21 protein-coding genes are annotated in these 23,039 nt (G+C 56.0%); 9 read left to right on the plus strand and 12 right to left on the minus strand.

Features of this window, described 5'->3' with window-relative positions; all coding sequences use genetic code 11:
* The first annotated feature begins 58 nt into the window (after window positions 1-58).
* A complete protein-coding gene (gene rnd, locus AC6I8F_RS08935; RefSeq protein ID WP_059009717.1) occupies window positions 59-1,180 on the plus strand; it encodes a ribonuclease D in 1,122 nt (373 codons plus the stop codon).
* 55 nt (window positions 1,181-1,235) lie between these two features.
* Here the strand turns inward: rnd and minE are convergent, their stop codons facing one another.
* From minE to minC, 3 genes are read right to left on the minus strand one after another with little or no spacing between them, the layout of a single operon-like run.
* Window positions 1,236-1,505 (minus strand): cell division topological specificity factor MinE, encoded by a 270-nt coding sequence (gene minE / locus AC6I8F_RS08940; RefSeq protein WP_010616394.1) that lies wholly within the window; start codon window positions 1,503-1,505, stop codon window positions 1,236-1,238.
* A gap of 3 nt (window positions 1,506-1,508) precedes the next feature.
* Entirely contained in the window at window positions 1,509-2,321 is an 813-nt protein-coding gene (gene minD, locus AC6I8F_RS08945) for a septum site-determining protein MinD (protein WP_021510042.1), read from the minus strand.
* A gap of 33 nt (window positions 2,322-2,354) precedes the next feature.
* Entirely contained in the window at window positions 2,355-3,062 is a 708-nt protein-coding gene (minC, locus tag AC6I8F_RS08950; RefSeq protein WP_021510043.1) for a septum site-determining protein MinC, read from the minus strand.
* A gap of 153 nt (window positions 3,063-3,215) precedes the next feature.
* Between minC and AC6I8F_RS08955 the strand changes: the two genes are divergently transcribed.
* The 3 genes from AC6I8F_RS08955 to ycgN all read left to right on the plus strand — a co-directional run bounded on the left by AC6I8F_RS08955 (window position 3,216) and on the right by ycgN (window position 4,933).
* Entirely contained in the window at window positions 3,216-3,491 is a 276-nt protein-coding gene (locus tag AC6I8F_RS08955) for a YcgL domain-containing protein (RefSeq protein WP_498028741.1), read from the plus strand.
* A 270-nt stretch (window positions 3,492-3,761) separates the two neighbouring features.
* Entirely contained in the window at window positions 3,762-4,421 is a 660-nt protein-coding gene (locus tag AC6I8F_RS08960) for a fumarylacetoacetate hydrolase family protein (RefSeq protein WP_021510045.1), read from the plus strand.
* Between the two features lie 65 nt (window positions 4,422-4,486).
* On the plus strand, window positions 4,487-4,933 hold the full coding sequence (ycgN, locus tag AC6I8F_RS08965; protein WP_021510046.1) for a cysteine cluster protein YcgN: 447 nt from the start codon (window positions 4,487-4,489) through the stop codon (window positions 4,931-4,933).
* 57 nt (window positions 4,934-4,990) lie between these two features.
* On the opposite strand, the gene dsbB is transcribed toward ycgN, so the two are convergent.
* On the minus strand, window positions 4,991-5,521 hold the full coding sequence (gene dsbB / locus AC6I8F_RS08970; RefSeq protein ID WP_040679952.1) for a disulfide bond formation protein DsbB: 531 nt from the start codon (window positions 5,519-5,521) through the stop codon (window positions 4,991-4,993).
* A 309-nt stretch (window positions 5,522-5,830) separates the two neighbouring features.
* Here dsbB and fadR point away from each other — a divergent pair, with 309 nt between their 5' ends.
* Window positions 5,831-6,550: a fatty acid metabolism transcriptional regulator FadR gene (gene fadR / locus AC6I8F_RS08975; protein ID WP_058757728.1), complete on the plus strand. Its 720-nt coding sequence runs from the start codon at window positions 5,831-5,833 to the stop codon at window positions 6,548-6,550.
* 277 nt (window positions 6,551-6,827) lie between these two features.
* Here fadR and AC6I8F_RS08980 read toward each other — a convergent pair whose 3' ends face one another.
* Window positions 6,828-8,363 carry a SpoVR family protein gene (locus AC6I8F_RS08980; RefSeq protein WP_215785829.1) on the minus strand — a complete coding sequence of 512 codons (1,536 nt, stop codon included), beginning with the start codon at window positions 8,361-8,363 and terminating at the stop codon, window positions 6,828-6,830.
* Between the two features lie 499 nt (window positions 8,364-8,862).
* Between AC6I8F_RS08980 and AC6I8F_RS08985 the strand changes: the two genes are divergently transcribed.
* Both AC6I8F_RS08985 and dadX read left to right on the plus strand, forming a co-directional pair.
* Window positions 8,863-10,164 carry a D-amino acid dehydrogenase gene (locus tag AC6I8F_RS08985; protein WP_215785831.1) on the plus strand — a complete coding sequence of 434 codons (1,302 nt, stop codon included), beginning with the start codon at window positions 8,863-8,865 and terminating at the stop codon, window positions 10,162-10,164.
* Between the two features lie 21 nt (window positions 10,165-10,185).
* Window positions 10,186-11,256, plus strand: coding sequence for a catabolic alanine racemase DadX (dadX, locus tag AC6I8F_RS08990; protein WP_215785833.1), 1,071 nt, complete (start codon window positions 10,186-10,188; stop codon window positions 11,254-11,256).
* Here the strand turns inward: dadX and AC6I8F_RS08995 are convergent.
* The 6 genes from AC6I8F_RS08995 to yeaG all read right to left on the minus strand — a co-directional run bounded on the left by AC6I8F_RS08995 (window position 11,249) and on the right by yeaG (window position 19,975).
* On the minus strand, window positions 11,249-12,442 hold the full coding sequence (locus tag AC6I8F_RS08995) for a multidrug effflux MFS transporter (RefSeq protein WP_498028742.1): 1,194 nt from the start codon (window positions 12,440-12,442) through the stop codon (window positions 11,249-11,251). The two genes, dadX and AC6I8F_RS08995, sit on opposite strands and share 8 nt — an antisense overlap.
* Window positions 12,443-12,562: 120 nt before the next feature.
* On the minus strand, window positions 12,563-14,029 hold the full coding sequence (wbaP, locus tag AC6I8F_RS09000) for an undecaprenyl-phosphate galactose phosphotransferase WbaP (protein ID WP_059009707.1): 1,467 nt from the start codon (window positions 14,027-14,029) through the stop codon (window positions 12,563-12,565).
* 378 nt (window positions 14,030-14,407) lie between these two features.
* Window positions 14,408-14,641, minus strand: a complete 234-nt coding sequence (locus tag AC6I8F_RS09005; RefSeq protein WP_021510054.1) for a DUF1480 family protein — start codon at window positions 14,639-14,641, stop codon at window positions 14,408-14,410.
* Window positions 14,642-14,716: 75 nt separating this feature from the next.
* Window positions 14,717-16,444 carry a potassium/proton antiporter gene (locus AC6I8F_RS09010; RefSeq protein WP_021510055.1) on the minus strand — a complete coding sequence of 576 codons (1,728 nt, stop codon included), beginning with the start codon at window positions 16,442-16,444 and terminating at the stop codon, window positions 14,717-14,719.
* A gap of 231 nt (window positions 16,445-16,675) precedes the next feature.
* Window positions 16,676-17,950, minus strand: coding sequence for a YeaH/YhbH family protein (locus AC6I8F_RS09015; protein WP_031280211.1), 1,275 nt, complete (start codon window positions 17,948-17,950; stop codon window positions 16,676-16,678).
* A 90-nt stretch (window positions 17,951-18,040) separates the two neighbouring features.
* Window positions 18,041-19,975, minus strand: coding sequence for a protein kinase YeaG (yeaG, locus tag AC6I8F_RS09020; RefSeq protein WP_021510057.1), 1,935 nt, complete (start codon window positions 19,973-19,975; stop codon window positions 18,041-18,043).
* A 409-nt stretch (window positions 19,976-20,384) separates the two neighbouring features.
* Here yeaG and AC6I8F_RS09025 point away from each other — a divergent pair, with 409 nt between their 5' ends.
* Window positions 20,385-21,134 (plus strand): MipA/OmpV family protein, encoded by a 750-nt coding sequence (locus AC6I8F_RS09025; RefSeq protein WP_059009705.1) that lies wholly within the window; start codon window positions 20,385-20,387, stop codon window positions 21,132-21,134.
* Between the two features lie 83 nt (window positions 21,135-21,217).
* Entirely contained in the window at window positions 21,218-22,066 is an 849-nt protein-coding gene (locus AC6I8F_RS09030) for an aldo/keto reductase (protein WP_152390960.1), read from the plus strand.
* 24 nt (window positions 22,067-22,090) lie between these two features.
* Here the strand turns inward: AC6I8F_RS09030 and AC6I8F_RS09035 are convergent, their stop codons facing one another.
* Window positions 22,091-22,966, minus strand: coding sequence for a D-hexose-6-phosphate mutarotase (locus AC6I8F_RS09035; protein WP_498028743.1), 876 nt, complete (start codon window positions 22,964-22,966; stop codon window positions 22,091-22,093).
* Window positions 22,967-23,039: the final 73 nt, after the last annotated feature.

Genomic DNA, 23,039 nt, shown 5'->3' on the forward strand with positions numbered 1-23,039 from the left:
TTTTTATTGCTTTTAACATGGAGCGCTGTGCGAGGTTTGTCGCAGCGAGAAAGACAACGTGAATTACACCCTGATCGACCACAATGACCAGCTGGCCGCGGTATGCCAGCAGGCCCGTCAGCATCGCGCCGTGGCGCTGGATACCGAATTCGTGCGCACCCGCACGTACTATCCGCAGCTTGGCCTGATCCAGCTCTTCGATGGCGAGCAACTGGTTCTGATCGATCCGTTAACCATCAGCGACTGGGCACCGTTTATTGCGCTGCTGCAGGATCGTCAGCTGACCAAGTTCCTGCACGCCGGCGGGGAAGACCTCGAAGTCTTCCTGCATCGTTTCGGCTGTCTGCCGGAGCCGATGATCGATACGCAGATTCTGGCCGCTTTCGCCGGGCAGCCGCTGTCGTGGGGCTTTGCCGCGATGGTCAATCATTTCAACCAGATTGAGCTGGATAAGAGCGAAGCGCGCACCGACTGGCTGGCGCGTCCGCTTACCGAGCGGCAGTGCCAGTACGCTGCGGCCGATGTGGCTTATCTGCTGCCGATCGCCCATCAGCTGGTGGCGCAAACCGAAGCGGCAGGCAACATGGCGGCGGCGCTGAGTGAATGCGCTACGCTGTGTCAGCGCCGTCTTGACGTACTGCAGCCGGAAGAGGCGTGGCGCGATATCACCAACGCGTGGCAGCTGCGTCCGCGCCAGCTGGCGGTGCTGCAGCGCCTGGCCGCGTGGCGTCTCAACCTCGCCCGGCAGAAAGACATGGCGGTGAATTTTGTGGTGCGCGAAGAGAACCTGTGGAAAGTCGCGCGCTTTATGCCCGGCAGCCTTGGCGAGCTGGATCATCTCGGCCTGAACGGTCACGAAATTCGCTTCCACGGTAAGGCGCTGGTGGCGATGGTGGCAGAAGCGCAGGCGCTGGATGAGGCCGCATTACCGCCGCCGTTGCCTAATCTGATTGACCACGCGCATTACAAGCAGGCGTTTAAAGCGATTAAAGCGCTGGTACAGCAGGTGAGTGAGCAGACCGGTTACAGTCAGGAGCTGTTAGCATCACGGCGCCAGATTAACCAGGTGCTGAGCGTGCACTGGGGACTGAAGAGCGCCACGCGTCCGCCGGAACTGCTGGCAGGCTGGCGGGGTGAGGTGTTGAAAGCCGGTATCGACGAGATTTTACACACGCTGTAAGCGGAACGTTTTCCCCTGCGCAACCACGCAGGGGAAAATCAGGAACCCGCTACAATCATTTAGGAACGTCTTCCGTCTCCGGCAGCGTCACGTTGAGCTCGAGGATAGAGATGTCATCCCCTTTCTGATCCAGCTGCACCGTGACCATGTCCGGGTCAATTTTCACGTATTTACAGATCACTTCCAGGATATCGCGCTTGAGCTGCGGCAGATAGTGGGGCTCACTGTCGCCCCTTCTGCGTTCGGCCACGATAATCTGCAGCCTCTCCTTGGCTATGTTGGCTGTGTTCTTCTTACGGGATAAAAAGAAATCAAGTAATGCCATTGGTTATCCCCCGAACAGGCGTTTCAGGAAACCCTTCTTCTCTTCTTCGATAAAGCGGAAGGGGCGTTCTTCGCCAAGCAGGCGATCTACGGTATCAGCGTAAGCTTTACCGGCGTCAGAGTTTGCATCGAGGATCACGGGCTCACCCTGGTTAGACGCGCGCAGCACCGACTGATCTTCCGGAATCACGCCGACCAGAGGAATGCGCAGGATTTCCAGCACGTCTTCCATGCTCAGCATGTCGCCACGCGTTACGCGTCCCGGGTTATAGCGGGTCAGTAACAGGTGCTCTTTTACCGGCTCTTCGCTGTTTTCAGCGCGACGTGATTTCGACGAGATGATGCCGAGAATACGGTCTGAGTCACGCACGGAAGAGACTTCCGGGTTGGTGGTAATGATTGCTTCATCCGCGAAGTACAGCGCCATCAGCGCACCGGTTTCGATACCGGCCGGCGAGTCGCAGACGATAAAATCGAAGTCCATTGCCGCCAGGTCGTTCAGCACTTTTTCCACGCCTTCGCGGGTCAGGGCATCTTTATCACGGGTTTGTGAGGCGGGCAGAATATAAAGCTGCTCGGTGCGCTTGTCGCGAATCAGTGCCTGATTCAGCGTCGCATCGCCCTGAATAACGTTGACAAAGTCATACACCACGCGGCGTTCACAGCCCATGATCAGGTCGAGGTTACGCAGACCTATATCGAAATCGATCACCACGGTTTTTTTGCCTTTCTGCGCTAACCCTGTGGCGATGGCCGCGCTTGACGTGGTCTTGCCAACGCCCCCTTTACCCGATGTAACTACAATGATGCGTGCCATAAATGTTGATTTCCTTAACGAAAGAAAAGGGGCCTAATTAAGTGTCTGGATGGTGAGCGCGCCCTCTTTAAGGCACAGGCGCGCAGCTTTACCAAAGAATTCCGCCGGGATCTGGTCCATGATCCAGTATTCGCCGGCAATGGAGACCAACTCTGCTGACAGGTTGGTGCAAAAAATCTGGCAGTCGCGATCGCCGCTGGCACCGGCCAGCGCGCGGCCGCGCATCATGCCGTAAATATGAATGTTGCCGTCAGCCACCAGTTCGGCACCGGCGCTGACGCTGCTGGTGACGATCAAATCGGCGTTGCGCGCATAAATCTGCTGACCGGAACGCACTGGCGTATTGATGATACGCGTTTTGCTGGCCGGTTCGCTGACCGGCGGCGCGACCGCTTCCGGCTCCGGCGCGGGCGCATCAGCGCGTTTGCGGTTCTCTTTACCCTCTGACAGCACCGGCAGGCCAGCGCGGGCAATCATCTTTTTCAGGGCTTCGTCTTTACAGCCGCTCACGCCCACAATGCGTAAGCCGGTGGCGCTGACGGCCTGCTGCATCTGCTTCCAGTTGATGTCACCGTTCAGGGCTGACACATTCAGCACCACCGGCGCGTTGTGCAGAAAAGCCGGGGCCTGGTCGATTTTGTCCTGCAGCGCCTGACGAATCACCTCGGGTTGCGAATGGTGCAGATGAACAACTGACAGGGTAAAACTGCTGCCCTTGAATTCGATTGGCGATTGCGACATCTGTCCTGGCTCAGTCCTGTTTTACGACCCTGAAGTAAACGCCGATAAAATCGTCATTAACACCCGCGGGTCAATATTCGAAGTTCTGCAAGCATGTTATAGTTACTGCTATATTCAGGCAAGTGACGCCCTTGGTTAATTCGAGTAAAAAATATGTTTTGTGTGATCTATAGAAGCCCGCAACGTGACCAGACTTATCTGTATGTAGAAAAAAAAGACGATTTTTCGCGCGTCCCGGAAGAACTGCTGCGCGGCTTTGGTAAACCGCAGCTGGCGATGGTGCTGTCGCTCGACCAGCGCGACAGGCTGGCCAAGGCTGACATCAATAAAGTGAAGCAGGGTTTAAGTGAACAAGGTTATTATTTGCAGATCCCACCACCGGTTGAAAGTCTGCTCAACATTCATCTTGAACAGGGTAAAAAAGTTTAATTCAGATTCATCTGTAAAAATATATCCTGTAAATATAATCAGTGCTTCGGCATTAATTTAATTGCTCACCTTAACCCATTATTGTGGGCAATAATCGTTGTCTTAAGCGGCGGACCTGATGAACAGGGGAACGGCTTTTGCCGCTTTCCGTCACGTGCGCCGCGATAAACCCGCTAATATAGTGCTCAGCAGCCTGCCACGTTCCGGCGGCTGATGAGACATCTTCGCCAGCGCGGCTGGCACCAAACACAACTCAAGCAGGGGATTAGCATGTATCAGCATCGTAACTGGCAGGGCGCGCTGTTGGATTATCCGGTCAGCAAAGTGGTGTGCGTCGGCAGCAACTATGCAAAGCATATTAAAGAGATGGGCAGCGCCACCCCGAGTGAGCCGGTGGTGTTTATCAAACCGGAAACCGCGGTGTGCGATTTGCGGCAGCCACTGTCGATCCCGGCCAGCTTTGGCGAGGTGCATCATGAAGTGGAGCTGGCGGTGCTGATTGGCGCCACCCTGAAGCAGGCCAGTGAAGAGCACGTGGCGAAAGCGATTGCCGGTTATGGTGTCGCGCTGGATTTAACGCTGCGCGATCTGCAGGCCGGGTTTAAGAAAGCCGGTCAGCCATGGGAGCGCGCCAAGAGTTTCGATAACTCCTGTCCGCTGTCCGGGTTTATCCCGGCGGCTGAATTCAGCGTCGATCCGCAGGATGCCGAACTCAAACTGGTCATTAACGGCGAGGTGCGCCAGCACGGCACTACGGCAGATATGATCCACAAAATTCTGCCGCTGATTGCTTACATGAGCCAGTACTTTACGCTGCGCGCCGGTGACGTGGTGCTGACCGGTACGCCTGAAGGCGTGGGCCCGCTGCGCTCCGGCGATAAGCTGGAAGTGTCGCTGGCCGGTCACGGTATCAGCACCCGCGTACTGTAATACTTGCATCACCGCACCTGAAGCTTTATAAGGTGCGGTCTTGTTGCTCAACCCGGACCGCTATCATGACCGACCAACCTTTCTGGCAGACCAAACGCCTGGACCAAATGAACGACGCAGAGTGGGAATCGCTGTGCGACGGCTGTGGACAGTGCTGTCTGAATAAGTTGCAGGATGCGGATACCGATGAGATTTACTTCACCAATGTCGCCTGCAATCAGCTCAACATCAAGACCTGTCAGTGCCGCAATTATGAGCGTCGCTTCGAGTACGAAGAAGATTGCATCAAGCTGACGCGCGAGAATCTCACCACCTTTAACTGGCTACCGCGCACCTGCGCTTACCGGCTGTTGGGGGAGGGTAAAACGCTGCCGGCGTGGCACCCGCTGATTGCCGGATCGAAGAAAGCGATGCATGCTCAGCGTATTTCTGTGCGATATATCGCGGTGCGCGAGAGTGAAGTGCGCGACTGGGAAGAACACATTATTGACCGGCCGGATCGGAACGGCTGATAACGCAACAGGCAGCCGCGGCTGCCTGTTTTGTCTGAGACTTAATTTGGCTGGGACTCAGCGACCAAACAGATCGCGACGTTTCGCTTTGAACGGTTGCGCAATCAATACCAGAATGCCCACCAGCAGATAAGCGGCAAAAATCACGATCATCCACTGCGGCATGCTCCAGGTCAGGAAAGTCCATCCGCGTTCGGCGCAGTCACCGCTGGCGACAAATACCGCCGGCAGCCATTTATCCAGCGGCAGCCAGCTCGGGAAGCGAGCAGCAAAATCGCAGGTCACAAACGGGTTGGGATGCAGCTGAATCATGGTGTGCTCATAAGAGAGGCGTACCCCTTCATAAGCGCTGTAGAGCCAGATGGCGATGGCCGCCCAGCGCAGCGGCGTTTTAGGCGCAATTGCACCCACCAGGCCGGCGCCCATGACGCCAAACAGCGCACAACGCTCATAGATACACATTACGCAGGGTTGCAGTCCCATCACGTGCTGAAAGAACAGCGCAACCAGTTCAAAAACCAGGGCGGTCAGGGCCATTAATAACCAGGCACCGCGTCCGCGTGAGCATTGATTCAAGTATCGCAACATATTGCTTTTCCCGTAGCCGTTAATGCATCGCAGTGTAAACCAAAAGCGTACCCGTGCCAGCCAGGCAGGCGGAAAAAATCATGTATAAAAATGACTTATCCCTGATCCACGCCAAAAAATCGTGGCTTTTAGCACACGGCATCAAAAGCGCCCACGCAAGCGCAGCGTAACCCACGGCTTTTTTCGCTGCGCAGCTGCTGAATTTTGCGCCAGCGCGCGCTTTTAATCCGCTGGCAGGCTATTTCCGCTATGACCCCTCTGGTATGATGAGTGCCATTACGACAAAGAAAGCAACGAGAAATAAATGCTATGGTGATTAAGGCACAGAGCCCTGCAGGATTCGCTGAAGAGTACATAATTGAAAGCATCTGGAACAGCCGTTTTCCGCCGGGATCGATTCTTCCTGCTGAACGTGAGCTTTCTGAACTGATCGGCGTGACCCGCACCACTCTGCGTGAAGTGCTGCAGCGGCTGGCTCGTGATGGCTGGCTGACCATTCAGCATGGTAAACCCACCCGCGTCAATGATTTCTGGGAAACGTCTGGTCTTAATATCCTCGAAACGCTCGCCCGTCTTGACCACGACAGTGTGCCGCAGTTAATTGATAACCTGCTGTCAGTGCGCACAAATATCGCGTCGATCTTTATCAGCCGCGCGCTGCGTCATCATCCGGATAAGGCGCGTGAAGTGCTGGAGAGTGCGCTGAGCGAGGAAGATCAGGCTGAAGCCTATACCGAGCTGGATTACCGCGTGTTTCGCGGCCTGGCCTTCGCTTCCGGCAACCCGATTTACGGCCTGATTCTCAACGGTCTGAAAGGGCTGTACACCCGCGTTGGCCGCCATTACTTCTCAAATCCGGAAGCGCGTGAACTGGCGCGTAACTTTTATCGTCAGCTGGCGGATCTGTGTGGCAAACAGCCGACGCAGGATCAGATCGTCGACAGCGTGCGTAACTACGGCCGCCGCAGCGGTGAAATCTGGCACAGTATGCAGAAAAGCATGCCGGATGATTTGAGCAGTAAGCGTTAAGTTTGCCCTGCCAGGTACGGTTTTAGCCGGGCACAATTTTGACTGACCTGACGCGTCGGCTGATGCAAGGGCAATCCGCAGCGCTGAGGCTTTTACGTTGCGCCAGGAGATTCCCGTGGGAAGCGGGAATCAGGCCGGGCCGGTCAGGATGACCGATACCGGCCGGTCCGTAAGGCGTAACGTAAACGCCGCAGGTACCGCGTAGCGGCGCGAGGATCTGGCCCGGCAGCAGCCGATGCGGCAGGTCCAGCGCAACCCTGCGCGTTTTATCTTCCTCTCAAAGCGCCGGTCCGCGCGCCGGACAGCGATCCAGCAGCTCCACGCTGCCATCTTCGTTCTGCTGTTCCAGATTGACATCAAAACCCCACAGCCGATGCACATGCTTTAGCACATCGCGACGGCTCTTATCGAGCGGGGCGCGCTGCTGCGGCACATAGCGCAGCGTCAGCGAACGGTCACCGCGCAGGTCAACGTTGTACACCTGAATATTCGGCTCCAGATTGCTCAGATTGTACTGCGCCGACAGCTGCTGACGAATCGCGCGATATCCCGCCTCATCATGAATGGCGGCAATCTCAAGATAGTTATTACGATCGTCGTCCATTACCGTAAACAGACGGAAATCCCGCATCACTTTCGGCGACAGGAACTGACTGATGAAGCTCTCGTCTTTAAATTCGCGCATGGCGAAATGCAGCGTCTTCAGCCAGTCGGAGCCGGCGATGTCCGGGAACCAGTAGCGATCTTCCTCAGTTGGCGACTGACAGATGCGCTTGATGTCCTGGAACATGGCAAAGCCCAGCGCATACGGGTTGATACCGTTATACCACTGGCTGTTATACGGCGGCTGATACACCACGTTGGTATGGCTGTGCAGGAACTCCATCATGAAGCGTTCCGACACTTTGCCCTCATCGTACAGGTGATTCAGGATGGTGTAGTGCCAGAAGGTCGCCCAGCCTTCATTCATCACCTGGGTCTGTTTCTGCGGGTAAAAATACTGGCTGACTTTACGCACAATGCGCAGCACTTCACGCTGCCACGACTCCAGCAGTGGCGCGTTCTTTTCCATAAAGTACAGCAGGTTTTCCTGCGGCTCAGAGGGATAGCGCGCCGCCTCGACCTGAGTAAACTCTTTCTCTTTGCGTGGCAGGGTGCGCCACAGCGTATTGACCTGGCTCTGCAGATACTCTTCCCGGCTTTTCTGCCGCGCTTTCTCTTCCTGCAGCGAAATCTTTTGCGGGCGTTTATAGCGATCGACGCCATAGTTCATCAGCGCATGACAGGAATCCAGCAGCCGCTCGACCTCCTCCACGCCATAACGCTCTTCGCAATCAGAGATGTAGTTACGCGCGAACAGCAGGTAATCGACAATTGAGCTGGCATCGGTCCAGCTGCGGAACAGGTAGTTATTTTTGAAGAAAGAGTTGTGGCCATAGCAGGCGTGCGCCATCACCAGCGCCTGCATGGTCATGGTGTTCTCTTCCATCAGATAAGCGATACAGGGATTCGAGTTAATAACGATCTCGTACGCCAGTCCCTGCTGGCCATGTTTGTAGCGCTGCTCTGTTTCGATGAACTTCTTGCCGAACGACCAGTGGGCATAATTGATGGGCATCCCCACGCTGGAGTACGCATCCATCATCTGCTCGGAGGTGATCACTTCGATTTGGTGCGGGTAGGTTTCGAGCCCATAGCTTTTGGCCACGCGGTCGATCTCCGCCAGGTAGACATCAAGTAGCTCAAAGGTCCAGTCGGGACCGTCACTGAGTCGTTTGCTGTTGCGGGTTGGCTCGTCAAACATTGTCGTCATAGCGCACCTCTGTTTTGCAAGCGGCAGGCAACAGAGTGTCACCTGTCACGATCGTTTAAGGCTTCATCCTGAGAAAGACAGCCCAAAAAAACTGAGCGAACACTTCAATGATAGTCCACTGTCGCTTATCCGATGCGGGAACTCAATCGAATTCTTTTGGTACAAAATCATCATAATAGGCGTGCTTTGGTAGCTAATAAGGTTATGTTTTATCTGAGTGATAAATTGCAGCATTAAATCCTGTTTATAAGCACGCGATATGACTGCGGCGCTTTCTCCTGAAAAAAGTGAGATGCTCTGCCTTTCGCATAATAATTCGCTGGTTAACGCTTTTAAGGCACAAAAAACTCTGATTTTGGCGCGACCGCATGATTTCAGTGTGCAGTTAAGTGAAAAACATGTGAAATGAAAGGGTCGAATGTAATATCAGTTCAGCCATCGGGTTATGCTAAACCCGATGGTGATACCAGTTAATTATGCTTTTCGCGATGAGGGGCTTATGCGCGTAGTCATTCTGGGTAGTGGTGTCGTAGGGGTAGCCAGTGCGTGGTATCTGGCGCAGGCGGGGCATGACGTCACCGTAATCGATCGCCAGCCCGGCGCGGCGCTGGAAACCAGTGCCGGCAATGCCGGGCAGATTTCGCCCGGCTATGCGGCACCCTGGGCGGCGCCCGGTGTACCGCTCAAGGCGGTAAAGTGGATGTTTCAGAAACACGCACCGCTGGCGGTGCGACTTGACGGCAGCAAGTTCCAGCTGGAGTGGATGTGGAATATGCTGCGCAACTGCGACATGCGTCACTACCAGGAAAACAAGGGCCGTATGGTGCGCATCGCCGAATACAGCCGCGACTGCCTGAAGGCACTGCGCAGCAGCACCGGCATCGCCTATGAAGGGCGCCAGGGCGGCACTTTGCAGCTGTTCCGCACGCAGCAACAGTTTGACAGCGCCAGCAAAGACATCGCGGTGCTGCGTGAAGCGGGTGTGCCTTATGAGCTGCTGGAAGCGCATCAGCTGCACAGCGTGGAGCCGGCGCTGGCGGGTACCGCGCACAAGCTGACCGGCGGCCTGCGCCTGCCGAATGACGAAACCGGTGACTGCCAGCTGTTTACCCAGCGGCTGGCGGCAATGGCAGCCGCAGCCGGCGTCACTTTCCGTTACGACACGTCAGTGGATCAGCTGTTGCGCGAAGGCAATCGCATTTATGGCGTGAAGTGCGGCGATGAGGTCATTAAAGCCGATGCTTACGTCGTGGCGTTTGGCTCTTACTCCACGGCGCTGCTGAAAGACATCGTGTCGATTCCGGTCTATCCGCTGAAAGGCTATTCCCTGACTATCCCGATCAAAGATCCGCAGGGCGCGCCGGTTTCCACCATTCTGGATGAGACCTATAAAGTGGCGGTGACACGCTTTGATGACCGCATTCGCGTCGGTGGCATGGCCGAAATCGTTGGTTTTAACACCAAACTGTTGCCGGCACGACGTGAAACGCTGGAGATGGTGGTCCGCGATCTCTATCCTGAAGGCGGGTATGTTGAACAGGCTACGTTCTGGACCGGACTGCGCCCGATGACGCCGGATGGCACGCCAATTGTCGGGCGCACGCCGCTGACCAATCTCTGGCTGAACACCGGGCACGGTACGCTGGGCTGGACGATGGCCTGTGGTTCCGGCCAGTTGCTGGCCGATCTGATTTCGGGACGTAAACCGGCCATCGCCGCCGACGACTTGTCGGTGCTGCGTTATCTGCCGGGCTTTGCGGCCACGGCATCGCCGCTGCGTAATGCCAGCGCGACGCGCTGATACTTCAGGGAGAGTAAAAACATGTCACGTCCTACGGGTGCCACCATTAATCAACAGGCGCTGCGCCACAATCTGGCGATTGTGCGTCAGGCGGCACCGCACGCGCGCGTCTGGTCGGTGGTGAAGGCCAATGCCTACGGCCACGGCATTGCCCGCGTATGGCAGAGTCTGGCGGAGACCGACGGTTTCGCGCTGCTGAATATGGAAGAGGCGATCCTGCTGCGCCAGCAGGGCTGGAAAAAGCCAATTCTGCTGCTGGAAGGCTTCTTTCACGCCGATGACCTGACGCTGATCGATCGCTATCGCCTGACCACCAGCGTACACAGTAACTGGCAGATTCAGGCGCTGGCGAAGGCGCAGCTGTCGGCACCAGTCGATGTTTATCTGAAGATCAATAGCGGCATGAACCGTCTCGGTTTTCGTCCGGAACAGGCACAGGCGGCCTGGCACAAGCTGCGTGCGTTGCCCAACGTGGGGGAAATGACGCTGATGGCGCACTTTGCCGATGCGGAAAACCCGCAGGGACTGGTGGAACCGATGCAGCGTGTCGAACAGGCGGCGGAAGGGCTCCACTGTCCGCGCTCGCTCGCTAACTCGGCAACGACGCTGTGGCATCCGCAGGCGCATTTTGACTGGGTGCGCCCCGGCATTATTCTTTACGGTGCGTCACCGAGCGGCGACTGGCAGGATATCGCCAGTACCGGTCTGCAGCCGGTAATGACGCTGAGCAGTGAAATCATTGGCGTGCAGCAGCTCAGCGCCGGTGAAGGCGTTGGCTACGGTTATCGCTACCATGCCGCCGCGCCACAGCGTATCGGTATCGTTGCCTGCGGCTATGCTGACGGCTATCCGCGCCACGCACCGACCGGTACGCCAGTCAGCGTCGATGGCATCCGCACGCAAACGCTCGGGGCGATCTCGATGGACATGATGATGATTGACCTCGAACCCTGCCCGCAGGCGGGTATCGGTTCGCGCGTGGAGCTGTGGGGCAACGAGGTGAAAATTGATGAGGTGGCGAAAGCCGCCGGAACGGTAGGCTACGAGCTGATGTGTGCACTCGCGCCGCGCGTCCCGGTCACGCTTAGTTAAGCGCCGTCACTGTACCACGCATGTTCTTACTGCAGCGCCAGGCGATCAGCGCCAGCGCTGCACCCACCAGCATCATCAGCGCTAACGCTGATTTCTCTGCCACCGGCAGCGCCACCATCGCCAGGCTGCCACCCGCACCGCCCGCCATCTGAATAAATCCCTGCAGCGCCGCCGCCACACCCGCCTGCTGCTGATACGGCTCCAGCGCATAGCTGGTGGCCGGCCCGACGGTGAAGGCCAGGCCGGCTACCGAGATCGCCACCGGAATCATGTACAGCGACCAGTGGGTTTGCCAGGCCGCAGGTAACAGCGTCATCCCCGCCACCAGCAGCAGCGCACCGAGCAGCATGGTGACAAACCCCATGGCGAGACAAAATGGCCGGCCCGCCTTGCGAATGGTTTTATTAACAAAGGCGCTGACCAGCATGATCCAGAAACCGTTGGCGCCAAAGGCAAAGGAAAACTGCAGCGGCGTCAGGCCACCTTCGGTCATCAACACGTGCGGCGCCAGCGAAACGTAGGTCAGCACCATGCCGAGCGCGCCCGCGTTGGCAAAGGCGAAAGCGAGAAAGCGCGGCTGCCGGGCGATGGCAGCATACTGCGCCAGCGGCAGCCCTTCAACGCGCAGCGTGTCCGCCGGACGCGTTTCCGGCAGTGCGACCACCACAATGACGCCAATCACCAGCGCATAGCCGCACAGGAACCAGAAGGGCGCACGCCAGCCATAGGCTTCCGCCAGAATACCGCCGAGCAGCGGTGCCAGCGCCGGCACGATGTTCAGCGCGCCATTGAGGAAACCATAAGCGCGCGCCGCGGCATCGCCGCTCAGTCGATCGCGCACGCCGCTAAATGCCACCACCGCGCTACAGCATACCGCGCAGCCCTGAATCAGGCGCGCCAGGAAGAACACCGGCCACACGGTGGCGGTTGCGGCCACTGCGCTGCCGATGATGTAGAGCGCGAGGCCGATCAGCGCGATCGGCTTACGGCCAAAATTATCCACCAGCGGACCGGTGACCAGCTGACCGATACCCATCACCAGCAAAAACAGCGGAATGGTGGTCTGGATAAGACTGACCGGGCTGTTAAGACCGTCGGCAATCTGCGGCAGTGTCGGGAGATAGAGATCGATGCCCAGCGGTGCCAGCAGCACCAGGCTCAAAAGGAGTAGGGTAAACTTTTGCATTACGAACCAGTAACGTCCTGTTAAACAGGCGAGAAGGGTAATGAGTCTGCGGCCAAAAAGAAAGGGCTAAAACGAAAAGGCGATGTCTGCCGGGACGGCGCAGACATCGCGTCGAGGGTATCAGTAAGCACCGTCGCGGCGCAGCACCACGCCAGCGGTTTTGAACAGAATGGCGATGTCGGTCCACAACGCCCAGTTCTTCACGTACCAGGAGTCAAAATAGACGCGCGTGTCGTAGTCGATATCGTTACGCCCGCTGACCTGCCACAGACCGGTCATGCCCGGTTTGGCCATCAGATAGTAGTCGACATCGCCGGCGTAGCGTTCCAGCTCAGCTTCAATCACCGGACGCGGTCCCACCAGACTCATTTCGCCACGAATCACGTTCCACAGCTGGGGCAGTTCATCCAGGCTGGTTTTACGCAGGAAGCCACCGATTTTGGTGATGCGCGGATCGTTCTTCAGTTTGAAATCACGATCCCACTCAGCGCGCGCTTCGGCACTGTTGGCCAGCAGATTCTGCAGCACCTCCTGCGAGTTGGTCACCATTGAACGGAACTTCAGGCACTTAAATTTCACGCCATCCTGACCGACGCGTTCGTGGCCATAAATGGCATTGCCGCCATCGCGTTTTACCATCCAGCACAGCAGACCGAACACCGGGGCAAGAAACAGCAGCAGCAGGGAGGCAACCACTACGTCGAAAGTGCGCTTGAGGAAACGCGATGAGCGTTTCGCCAGGTTGTTACTGACGCGCAGAATCATCACTTCATGGCTGAAGATAAACGACATATCGGTGCCATACAGCGGCACACCGCGCAGCGTCGGGATAACCGAAATTGAGCGGCATTTCATCTTGGACAAAAACTTCAGCCATTTATCGCGCACCACCTGCTGTTCAAATTCGGTGGCGACGATAAATTGCGTGTTGTCACGGTCCATGGTTTGCCAGTTGATGTCTTTCCAGGTAATAACCGGCACGCCGTTAACACTTTCCTGGTGAGGCTCATCGTCCAGCGAGATAAACGCCTGCACGTTATAGCCGAGGATCTCCTCGCTCTGCAGCGCTGCGTAGGCTTCCATGGCGTTTTTACCGGAGCCGATGATAATGGTCTCTTTTTGCCACTGACCAGCGCGGTTGATGGCACGCTTCACGCCGGCGCGCATTAGCGGCAGCAGCAGCAGGGCATAGGTCCAGCTAAACACCCACACCATGCGCGAGAAGTCCCATTTGGAAAAGGCAATCAGCGCCAGATCCAGCAGCGAAAACACAAACAGCGTTTTGACGATTTCTTTCAACTCAAACCAGAACGGTTTGCGATAGGTGTAGTGGCGCATACGCACCCAGAACCAGGCTGTGCACAGCACTGACAGACCTAACTGTGCGACAAAGCGGTATTCAATTTGCTGCGGCGGAATAAAACTGTCCAGTTCTCCCCAAATACCCTGGACGGTGGCCGCGGATAAAAATAATGCCAGGTTCAGTGCAATTAAATCCGAAAAGCTGAGTGCCACTTTCGCGATGAGATTTTTGCGCAGTCCGCTCCACGAGCGGGTTGCATCGTTCATTACCAATGTACTTGCCATAAAACCTGCTCTCTTTTCTTAAGTAAAAGATGGCCTGACCAGAATCAAGTACGCGCTCAGGAGTCGTCCGCTGAAAGCAGAAATAAAATAATATTCAGCGAGATATGAGTCAGTGCTGCCATAAGCGCTGCATGGAAAGGGCCGTTTGAGACGTGATTTACGTCACGAAAAGCTGCAGCAACGTTTAAGAGTATGCAGGAGTTATTTGACAGAGTTAATATGGAAAGAGTCTGAAAAAACAATATTTGATTAAAGTATAAACTGCCTAATCTCTTGAAAAATAATATTAAAAGTAAAAGGTGCCGAGAAATAACAGACTATTTTAAGACTACTTTTCGGAATGACCGCCAGTCAAAGTGAATGGCGGTGAGGAAAATATCAGGCCGGTTTTTTCAATACCCAGCGGTCTTGCTGCTTGTCATAGTGGCCGATCTGCAGATCGACCGGTTCGCCATCAATCCACGCCGGTACGCTGGTTTCATGATCCCAGCCGTCGAGCTGATAACTCAGGCCGGGGTTGGTATGGCAGGGGATGCCGACGGTATCCAGCTTCTCCACATCCATTACTGCATCGACGATCTCGTAACGACCAATCTTCACCACGTGTCCCATCATCTTCTCCCGTTTGCTGGGTGGAATAGTGATCATAGACGCTGACACGCAGTTTACGAGCGATACGGCCTCAGATTATTCCTTCTCTTCCCGCACGCGCACCCCGATTTTGACGATTTGGTTATCCTCTTTTTCCGCCACTGTCCACGTCAGTTGGTTCCACTCGACCTGATCTCCTACCACCGGCGTGCTGCCGAGCAGACCCATAATCAACTGGCCGAGCGACTGCTGATCGTTGGTCTCTTCATCGAGCTCCAGGCCATAGATCTGTGCGACATCGCGCAGGCGCGCCTCGGCATCAAGGATAAAGTCACCAAAGAAGCGCTGATCCAGCGCCACCGGCGGCGTCTGGCTGAACATTTTGCCCAGCGCCGGCAAATCGCGCTCGCGGCCGATAACGCACAGCACGTCACCCTCTTTCAGACGCGTATTGCCGTTGGGGTGCATCAGCGCGTTATCGCGGAACAGGGCGGCAATGCGCGTTTCGCGCGGCATTTGCAAATCGCGCAGCGCCGCACCAACACACCATTTGTCGGCGCTGAGCTGGTAAACGAACTGCTCCCACGGATTTTCCGGATGGATATCCAGCCCGACGCGGCTGATGGGCGATGCGGTCGGCGGTACCACCACCTTAGCCCGTTTAGCGGCATAGCCCAGCGACGTGCCCTGCAGCATCAGAGATACCAGTACCACGAAGAAGGCGATATTGAAGTAGAGTTTGGAATTCTCCAGCCCGGCCATCATCGGGAACACCGCGAGGATGATCGGCACCGCACCGCGCAGGCCTACCCAGCTGATAAAGATGCGTTCACGTCCGGTAAAGCCTTTAAACGGCAGCAGCCCGACCAGAATCGACAGCGGACGCGCCACCAGAATCAGCCACAGCGAGAGAATCATCGCCGGCAGCGCGATATGCCACAGATCAGACGGCGTCACCAGCAGGCCGAGCACGATAAACATACCAATCTGGCTCAGCCAGGCCATGCCGTCGAAAGTTTGCAGAATGCCGTGGCGGTTACGAATCGGGCTGTTGCCCAGCAGGAAACCACACAGATAGACCGCCAGAATGCCGCTGCCTTCCATCACCGTGGTCAGGGCAAACACGATAATGCCGCCGCTCAGCGCCAGCAGCGGATAGAGCCCTTGTGCCAGGCTGATGCGATTGATCAGTTGCTGCAGCGCCCAGCCGCCGCCCAGTCCGAGCACAATGCCCAGGCCGAACTGCTGCACCAGATGCACCACAAACATCCAGCTCAGGCCGCTCTGCCCCTGCTGGATCATGTCGATCAGCGTAATGGTAAGAAACACCGCCATTGGATCGTTGCTGCCTGATTCAATCTCCAGCGTGGAACTGACGCGCTCGTTAAGCCCTTTGTCGCCCAGCAGTGAAAACACCGCTGCGGCGTCGGTCGAGCCGATAATGGCGCCAATCAGGAAGCCCTGCATCAGATCGAGCTTAAACAGCCAGGCGGCAGCCAGACCGGTGAGCCCGGCGGTAATCATCACGCCAACGGTGGCCAGCGACAGCGCCGGACCAAGTGCCACCTTGAACGAGCTGGCCTTGGTGCGCATGCCGCCATCAAGCAGAATGATGGCCAGCGCCAGGTTGGACACCAGATAGGCCACCGGGTAGTTATCAAAAGCAATGCCGCCGATGCCGTCCACGCCGGTCAGCATCCCCAGCGCCAGGAAGATCACCAGAATCGGGATACCGAGACGCGACGAGAAGGAGCTCAGCAGAATACTTGCTGCGACCAGCACGGAACCAATAATGAACAAACTGTAAATCATGCTGGCATTCAACGGCGTTCTCCTGCGGCGGGGCGTAAAAAAGCAAATTGCGGGCAATTCACACAGACAAGGTGAAAAGATAATGCCTTATCAATAGCTTGTCAGCGGTTAATTGCACATTTTTTCATTCTGTGGCGCGCTATCCCATAGAAGGTTAAATCCGCACAGAAAAACAGCAGGGTTTTCAGAGGAGTTAAGCCGGGCGGGGGAAAGAAAAAGCCGGTCGGTGACCGGCTGGTAAAATCAGGCTTCAGCGACCTGTTTATGGAAAAGCTCACGAAATACCGGGTAGATGTCTTCCGGCTCGCGGATGTGCTGAATGGCAAAGTTATCAAACATCGCCTGCAAATGCTCATACTCGCGCCACAGGGTCTGGTGCGCCCGTCGGGTAATCTCAATGTAGCTGTAATAGCGCACCACCGGCAGAATATGCTTCGCCAGAATTTCATGACACAACGGTGAGTCATCCGCCCAGTTATCGCCGTCCGAGGCCTGCGCCGCATAGATATTCCACTGCGACGGGTCATAACGCTCTTTCACCACTTCGTCCATCAGCTTAAGCGCGCTGGAGACGATAGTGCCGCCGGTCTCCTGCGAGTAGAAGAACTCCTGTTCATCGACTTCTTTCGCCTGAGTATGGTGACGTATATACACCACATCGACGTTTTTGTAAGTCCGGCTGAGGAACAGATAGAGCAGGATATAAAAGCGTTTCGCCATATCCTTGGTTGCCTGGTCCATCGAGCCGGAAACGTCCATTAAGCAGAACATTACCGCCTGGCTGGACGGTTCAGGCCGCTTCTCGAAATTCTTGTAACGCAGGTCAAAGGTGTCGATAAACGGCACGCGCTCAATGCGCGCCCGCAGTTCCGCAATCTCTTTACGCAGCCGCTCCTCTTCCAGCAGTTGCGCCGGCTCGCTGTTTTCGACTTCGCTCAGTGTGGCTTCAAGTTCGTGCAGCATACGACGTTTGCCTGCGGTCATGGCGGTTCTTCGCGCCAGCGAGTTTTGCAGCGAGCGCACCACGCTGATATTGGCCGGCACGCCATTCGAGGTGAAGCCCGCGCGGTGAGTTTTGTACTCATTGAGCTGGCGATGCTGATTTTTGCGCAGGTTAGGCAGCGCTAAGTCTTCAAACAGCAGATCGAGGTACTCATCCTTCGATATCTGAAACACGAACTCGTCCTGACCTTCTCCGTCCTGGCTGGCATTGCCCTGACCGCTGCCGCCACCACCGCCGCCCTGCGGCCGCTCAATGCGGTCGTTTTGCACAAAGTGGTCGTTCCCCGGATGCACGCGATGACGACTGCCGCCGCGCCCCTGATGGAAAATCGGCTCGTTGATGTCGTCAACAGGAATCGACACCGATTCGCCACTCTCCACGTCGGTGACCGAACGCTTGTTGATGGCCTCGGAGATCGACTGTTTGATTTGCGACTTATAACGGCGCAAAAAGCGCTGCCGGTTGACCGCACTTTTATTCTTGCCGTTAAGACGCCGATCGATGAAATAGGCCATAAATTCCCCCAAACTACGCTGTAAGCCAGGCCGGAACGGATCCGGCCTCCTCAGGCGGCATGTGGATGCCGCGTAGCTTACCGCTGTCGATTATGACGATTTGCGCACGCGCAGATACCATTCGCACAGCAGACGCACCTGCTTGCGGGTATAGCCTTTTTCCATCATGCGATCGACAAAATCGTCGTGTTTTTTCTGTTCGTCCGTGGATGTTTTGGTGTTGAACGAAATCACCGGCAGCAACTCCTCGGTGTTGGAGAACATTTTCTTCTCGATCACCGTGCGCAGTTTTTCGTAGCTGGTCCAGTTTGGATTGCGTCCGTTATTCTGCGCCCGTGCGCGCAGCACAAAGTTGACAATCTCGTTACGGAAATCTTTCGGGTTACTGATCCCGGCAGGTTTCTCGATCTTTTCCAGCTCGGCATTGAGTGATTCACGATCGAACAGCTGGCCGGTATCCGGATCGCGATACTCCTGATCCTGAATCCAGAAATCCGCATAAGTGACGTAGCGGTCGAAGATATTCTGACCATACTCCGAATAGGATTCGAGGTAAGCGGTCTGAATCTCTTTGCCGATGAACTCCGCATATTTCGGAATCAGATAGCCTTTCAGGTGTTCCAGATACTTCTCCGCCTGATCCTGCGGGAACTGCTCGCGCTCAATCTGCTGTTCCAGCACGTAAAACAGGTGTACCGGGTTAGCCGCTACTTCGGCATGGTCGAAGTTAAACACGCGTGACAGAATCTTAAACGCGAAACGGGTCGACAGGCCGTTCATGCCTTCATCCACCCCGGCGTAATCGTGATACTCCTGCCACGATTTCGCTTTCGGATCGGTGTCTTTCAGGCTTTCACCGTCATAGACGCGCATCTTCGAGTAGATGCTGGAGTTTTCCGGCTCTTTCAGGCGCGACAGAATCGAGAAACGTGCCAGCGTTTCCAGTGTGCCGGGTGCGCAAGGCGCGGTGGTCAGCTCACTGTGGTTGAGCAGTTTTTCATAAATTTTGATCTCCTCGGACACGCGCAGGCAGTAAGGCACCTTCACGATGTACACGCGGTCAAGGAAAGCTTCGTTGTTCTTGTTGTTACGGAATGTCACCCACTCTGATTCGTTGGAGTGCGCCAGAATGATGCCGTTAAACGGCAGGGCGGAAATCCCTTCGGTACCGTTATAGTTACCTTCCTGAGTGGCGGTCAGCAGCGGATGCAGCACTTTAATGGGTGCTTTAAACATCTCCACGAATTCCATGATGCCCTGGTTGGCGCGGCACAGCGCACCTGAATAGCCGTAGGCATCCGGATCGTTCTGCGCGTGGTTTTCCAGCTTACGGATATCCACTTTACCCACCAGCGCTGAAATATCCTGGTTGTTCTCATCACCCGGTTCGGTTTTGGCGATAGCCAGCTGTTCCAGAATCGACGGCCACACTTTCACCACTTTGAAGCGGGTGATGTCGCCGCCAAAGTCATGCAACCGTTTAGCCGCCCACGGCGACATAATGGTGCCAAGGTAACGCCGCGGCACGCCGTACTCTTTTTCCAGAATATTGGCGTCTTCCTGCGGATTAAACAGGCACAGCGGATGGTCATTGACCGGGCTGCGTTCACCGTCGGCACTCAGCACATAGATCGGCACGCGCTGCATCAGCGCTTTAAGCCGTTCGGCCAGCGAGGATTTACCGCCGCCCACCGGGCCGAGCAGGTACAGAATCTGTTTCTTCTCCTCCAGCCCCTGCGCGGCGTGTTTCAGGTAGGAGACGATCTGCTCAATCGCTTCCTCCATACCGTAAAACTCTTCAAAGGCCGGATAGCGTCCGATGACGCGGTTCGAGAAGATACGGGAAAGGCGAGGCTCCTGGGCAGTATCGACCATCACAGGCTCACCGATGGCCATCAATAGTCGTTCTGCCGCGTTGGCGTATGCACTGCGATCCTGCTTACAGATGGTGAGGAATTCCTGCAGTGTGAACTCTTCGTCCTTGGCAGCTTCATAACGCTGACGATAGTGATCGAATATATTCATAGCGATGCCCGTCCTTTCGTTTTTAGCACAGGTAAAGGAGCGTAATAAGATGCTCTTGCAGCTCCCGGAAGATATTCTTTATTGAGTACAGCAACCCTTATGCCAACCTGACGATTTTTTATCGGGATTCACAATTCTTATGGTTACTCTGCTCGTACAAAAAATTCTCGTCTTACTTTTACTGTAGAAGGCAATCAGAAAAATTGCTCCGTCTTTTCTCCTTATTTAGCGATATATCAATAACAAAGTCTCATAAGCGCTAAGGCCGTCACGCCCTTGCGGCAACAGGTGCGCTGCGTCTCAGACGCGTCTGACAGGATAAAAAGGAAATCAACATTAAAAGTTAAACCAGTGGCAAAATTTGGTTAGACTCTGCGTGTGATTGTTATATTAATGGAATGAATAAATTGTGAACCATTTCAAACTTAAAGCGCTTGCTCTGATGTGTCCTTGCTATTTTGCGGCGTTCAGCACTTACGCTGAACCCCTGTCACTTGGGGCTTCGGTTATTTATGCCCAGTCGCCGTACCGCGGCGGCCAGGACCGTTATCTGCCGATCCCGGTCATCAATTATGAGGGAGAAAACTTTTGGTTCCGCAGCCTGCAGGGCGGTTATTACCTGTGGAAAGACCCGCAGAATCAGCTGTCGTTAACGCTGCTGGGCTCGCCGCAGCAGTATGACCCGAAAGATAACGATCTGGGCGACATGAAAGGGCTGGACAAGCGTCGCATGACGCTGATGGCCGGCGCGACTTATCGTCACGTTGCCGACTGGGGGATTGTGCGTACCGCGCTGCTGGGCGATGTGCTGAATAACAGCAACGGCATGATTTGGGACCTGACCTACCTGTACCGCTTTGATTTCGGCGCGTTCAGCCTGACACCGGGCATTGGCGCAATGTGGAACAGTGCCAACCAAAACCGCTATTACTACGGCGTTTCCGGCCACGAAAGCGCGCGTACCGGCATTGATCGCTATCACCCGGACGACAGCTGGTCGCCTTACGTCGAGATGAACGCCAGCTACCAGATAAGCGAGAGCTGGAACGCCAGCCTGTCAGGGCGATACACCCGCTTCGCCAGTGAAATTAAAGACAGTCCGATGGTGGATAAAGACGGTCAGTTTACGCTGTGGACCGGCGTCAGCTACAGCTTCTGATGACCGCACGAACGCCTCATAGCGAGGCGTTTTTGTTACCCTGCACCAATATTGCGCCCCGTAATGGCGCAACGGGAGGTGAGATGAAGACGATTCAGTTTAACGACGATACGCCGTTACCGGCTATCGGCCAGGGCACCTGGTATATGGGCGAGAATCCGGCACAGCGGGCGCAGGAAATCGCTGCGCTGCAGGCTGGACTGGACGCCGGACTGAAACTGATCGATACCGCTGAGATGTATGCCGAAGGCGGCGCGGAAGAGGTGGTCGGCGCTGCGCTGCGCGGACGGCGCGATCAAGCCTGGCTGGTATCAAAAGTTTACCCGTGGAACGCCGGTGAGGTCGATGCGATTGACGCCTGTGAGCGCAGTCTGCGCCGTCTGCAGACGGACTATCTCGATCTTTATCTGTTGCACTGGCGCGGTAATGTACCGCTGGAAGAGACCGTGCGCGCCATGCAAACGCTGCAGCAGCAGGGCAAAATCCGCCACTGGGGCGTCTCCAATTTTGATAGCGACGATCTGCAGGAGCTGTGGAGTGAAGCCGGAGGGATGGGCTGCGCGACTAATCAGGTGCTGTACCATCTGGCTTCGCGCGGCATTGAATTTGATTTACTGCCGCTCTGTCAGCAGCACCATACGCCCGTCATGGCTTACTGTCCGCTGGCGCAGGCCGGACGGCTGCGTCAGGCGCTGTTTGACGATGCGACTCTGCAGCAGATTGCACAACAGAAGGGCATCAGCATCGCTCAGTTGCTGTTGAGCTGGGTGATTCGCCAGCCGGGCGTAATGGCCATTCCCAAGGCGGGCAGCGTGGCGCACGTGCAGGAGAATGCGGCGGCCCTGAATATCACCCTGACCAGCGATGAGCTGGCGCTGCTGGATCGCGCCTTTCCGCCGCCGCAGCATAAACTGGCGCTGGATGTGGTGTAAACGGCGCGTGCGCGCCGTTCAGCATTACTTATTGCGGATTCTCAGCGTGACGCCAAGGCGGGCAGGGGTTTCTCCGGCACTTTTCATCGGCTTGTTAATCCGCGCCGTCTCCACGCACACCATCGTTTTATAACCATCATTAGGCATATCGGCCATGCTGCAGGACAGTGCCGGGCCAGGATTCCAGGTGACAACGTCACTTTGATAATGGTGATAGACTTCAATCTGGCGCTTACCGGCGCGATCGTGAATCACGCTGCAGTCTTCCGCTGCGGTATGAATGCGATCAACCCGCTCGGGATAGGTTTGTTTCCCGTCCGCTGCGCTGCCGATGGCATTGTCCTGCACCTTATCGATGTAGCTGTTGCCGAGCCCGCTAACTTCAACCTGCGCAATGTCCGCCACCTGAAAATAGCTGTGCAGCGCGGCAGTGGCTTCATAATCGCCCCAGGCTTCCAGCTCAATCTCACAGTGTTCAGCAATGCGGAAGCGCGCCAGCAGCGTGAAGTCGTGCGGCCACAGTTTTTTCGTTTGTGCATTACTTTCCAGCGTGAACGTCAGCATGACCGCATCTTCGTTCTCATCATGCGCCGTCAGCGTCCATGGCTGATTACGGGCAAAACCATGTGCAGGTTCACCTGTCGGACCAAACCACGGCCAGCAGACCGGCACACCGCCGCGAATGGCTTTGCCGCTGACAAACGGCGTCTTGTCGCTAAGCCAGATGGCGGGCTGCTGACCGGCCGGCTGCCATGCCAGCAGGTGCGCACCCTGCAGGGCAATGGCGGAGCGCACTTTCGGATGGCTGATCACCAGAATCGGCAATTCACCCATCTGACGCTGCGACAGGTAAGGGGTGATCTGCGTCACCACGGGCGTGTTAAAGAGCGAATTGTGCATTGTCAGACCTTCTCTCATCCAATCGAAAAAAAAGGGGCGACCGAAGTCACCCCTTGTCTGTTTAGCCGGTTAG

The organism is gamma proteobacterium symbiont of Axiagastus rosmarus, from assembly GCF_059730925.1.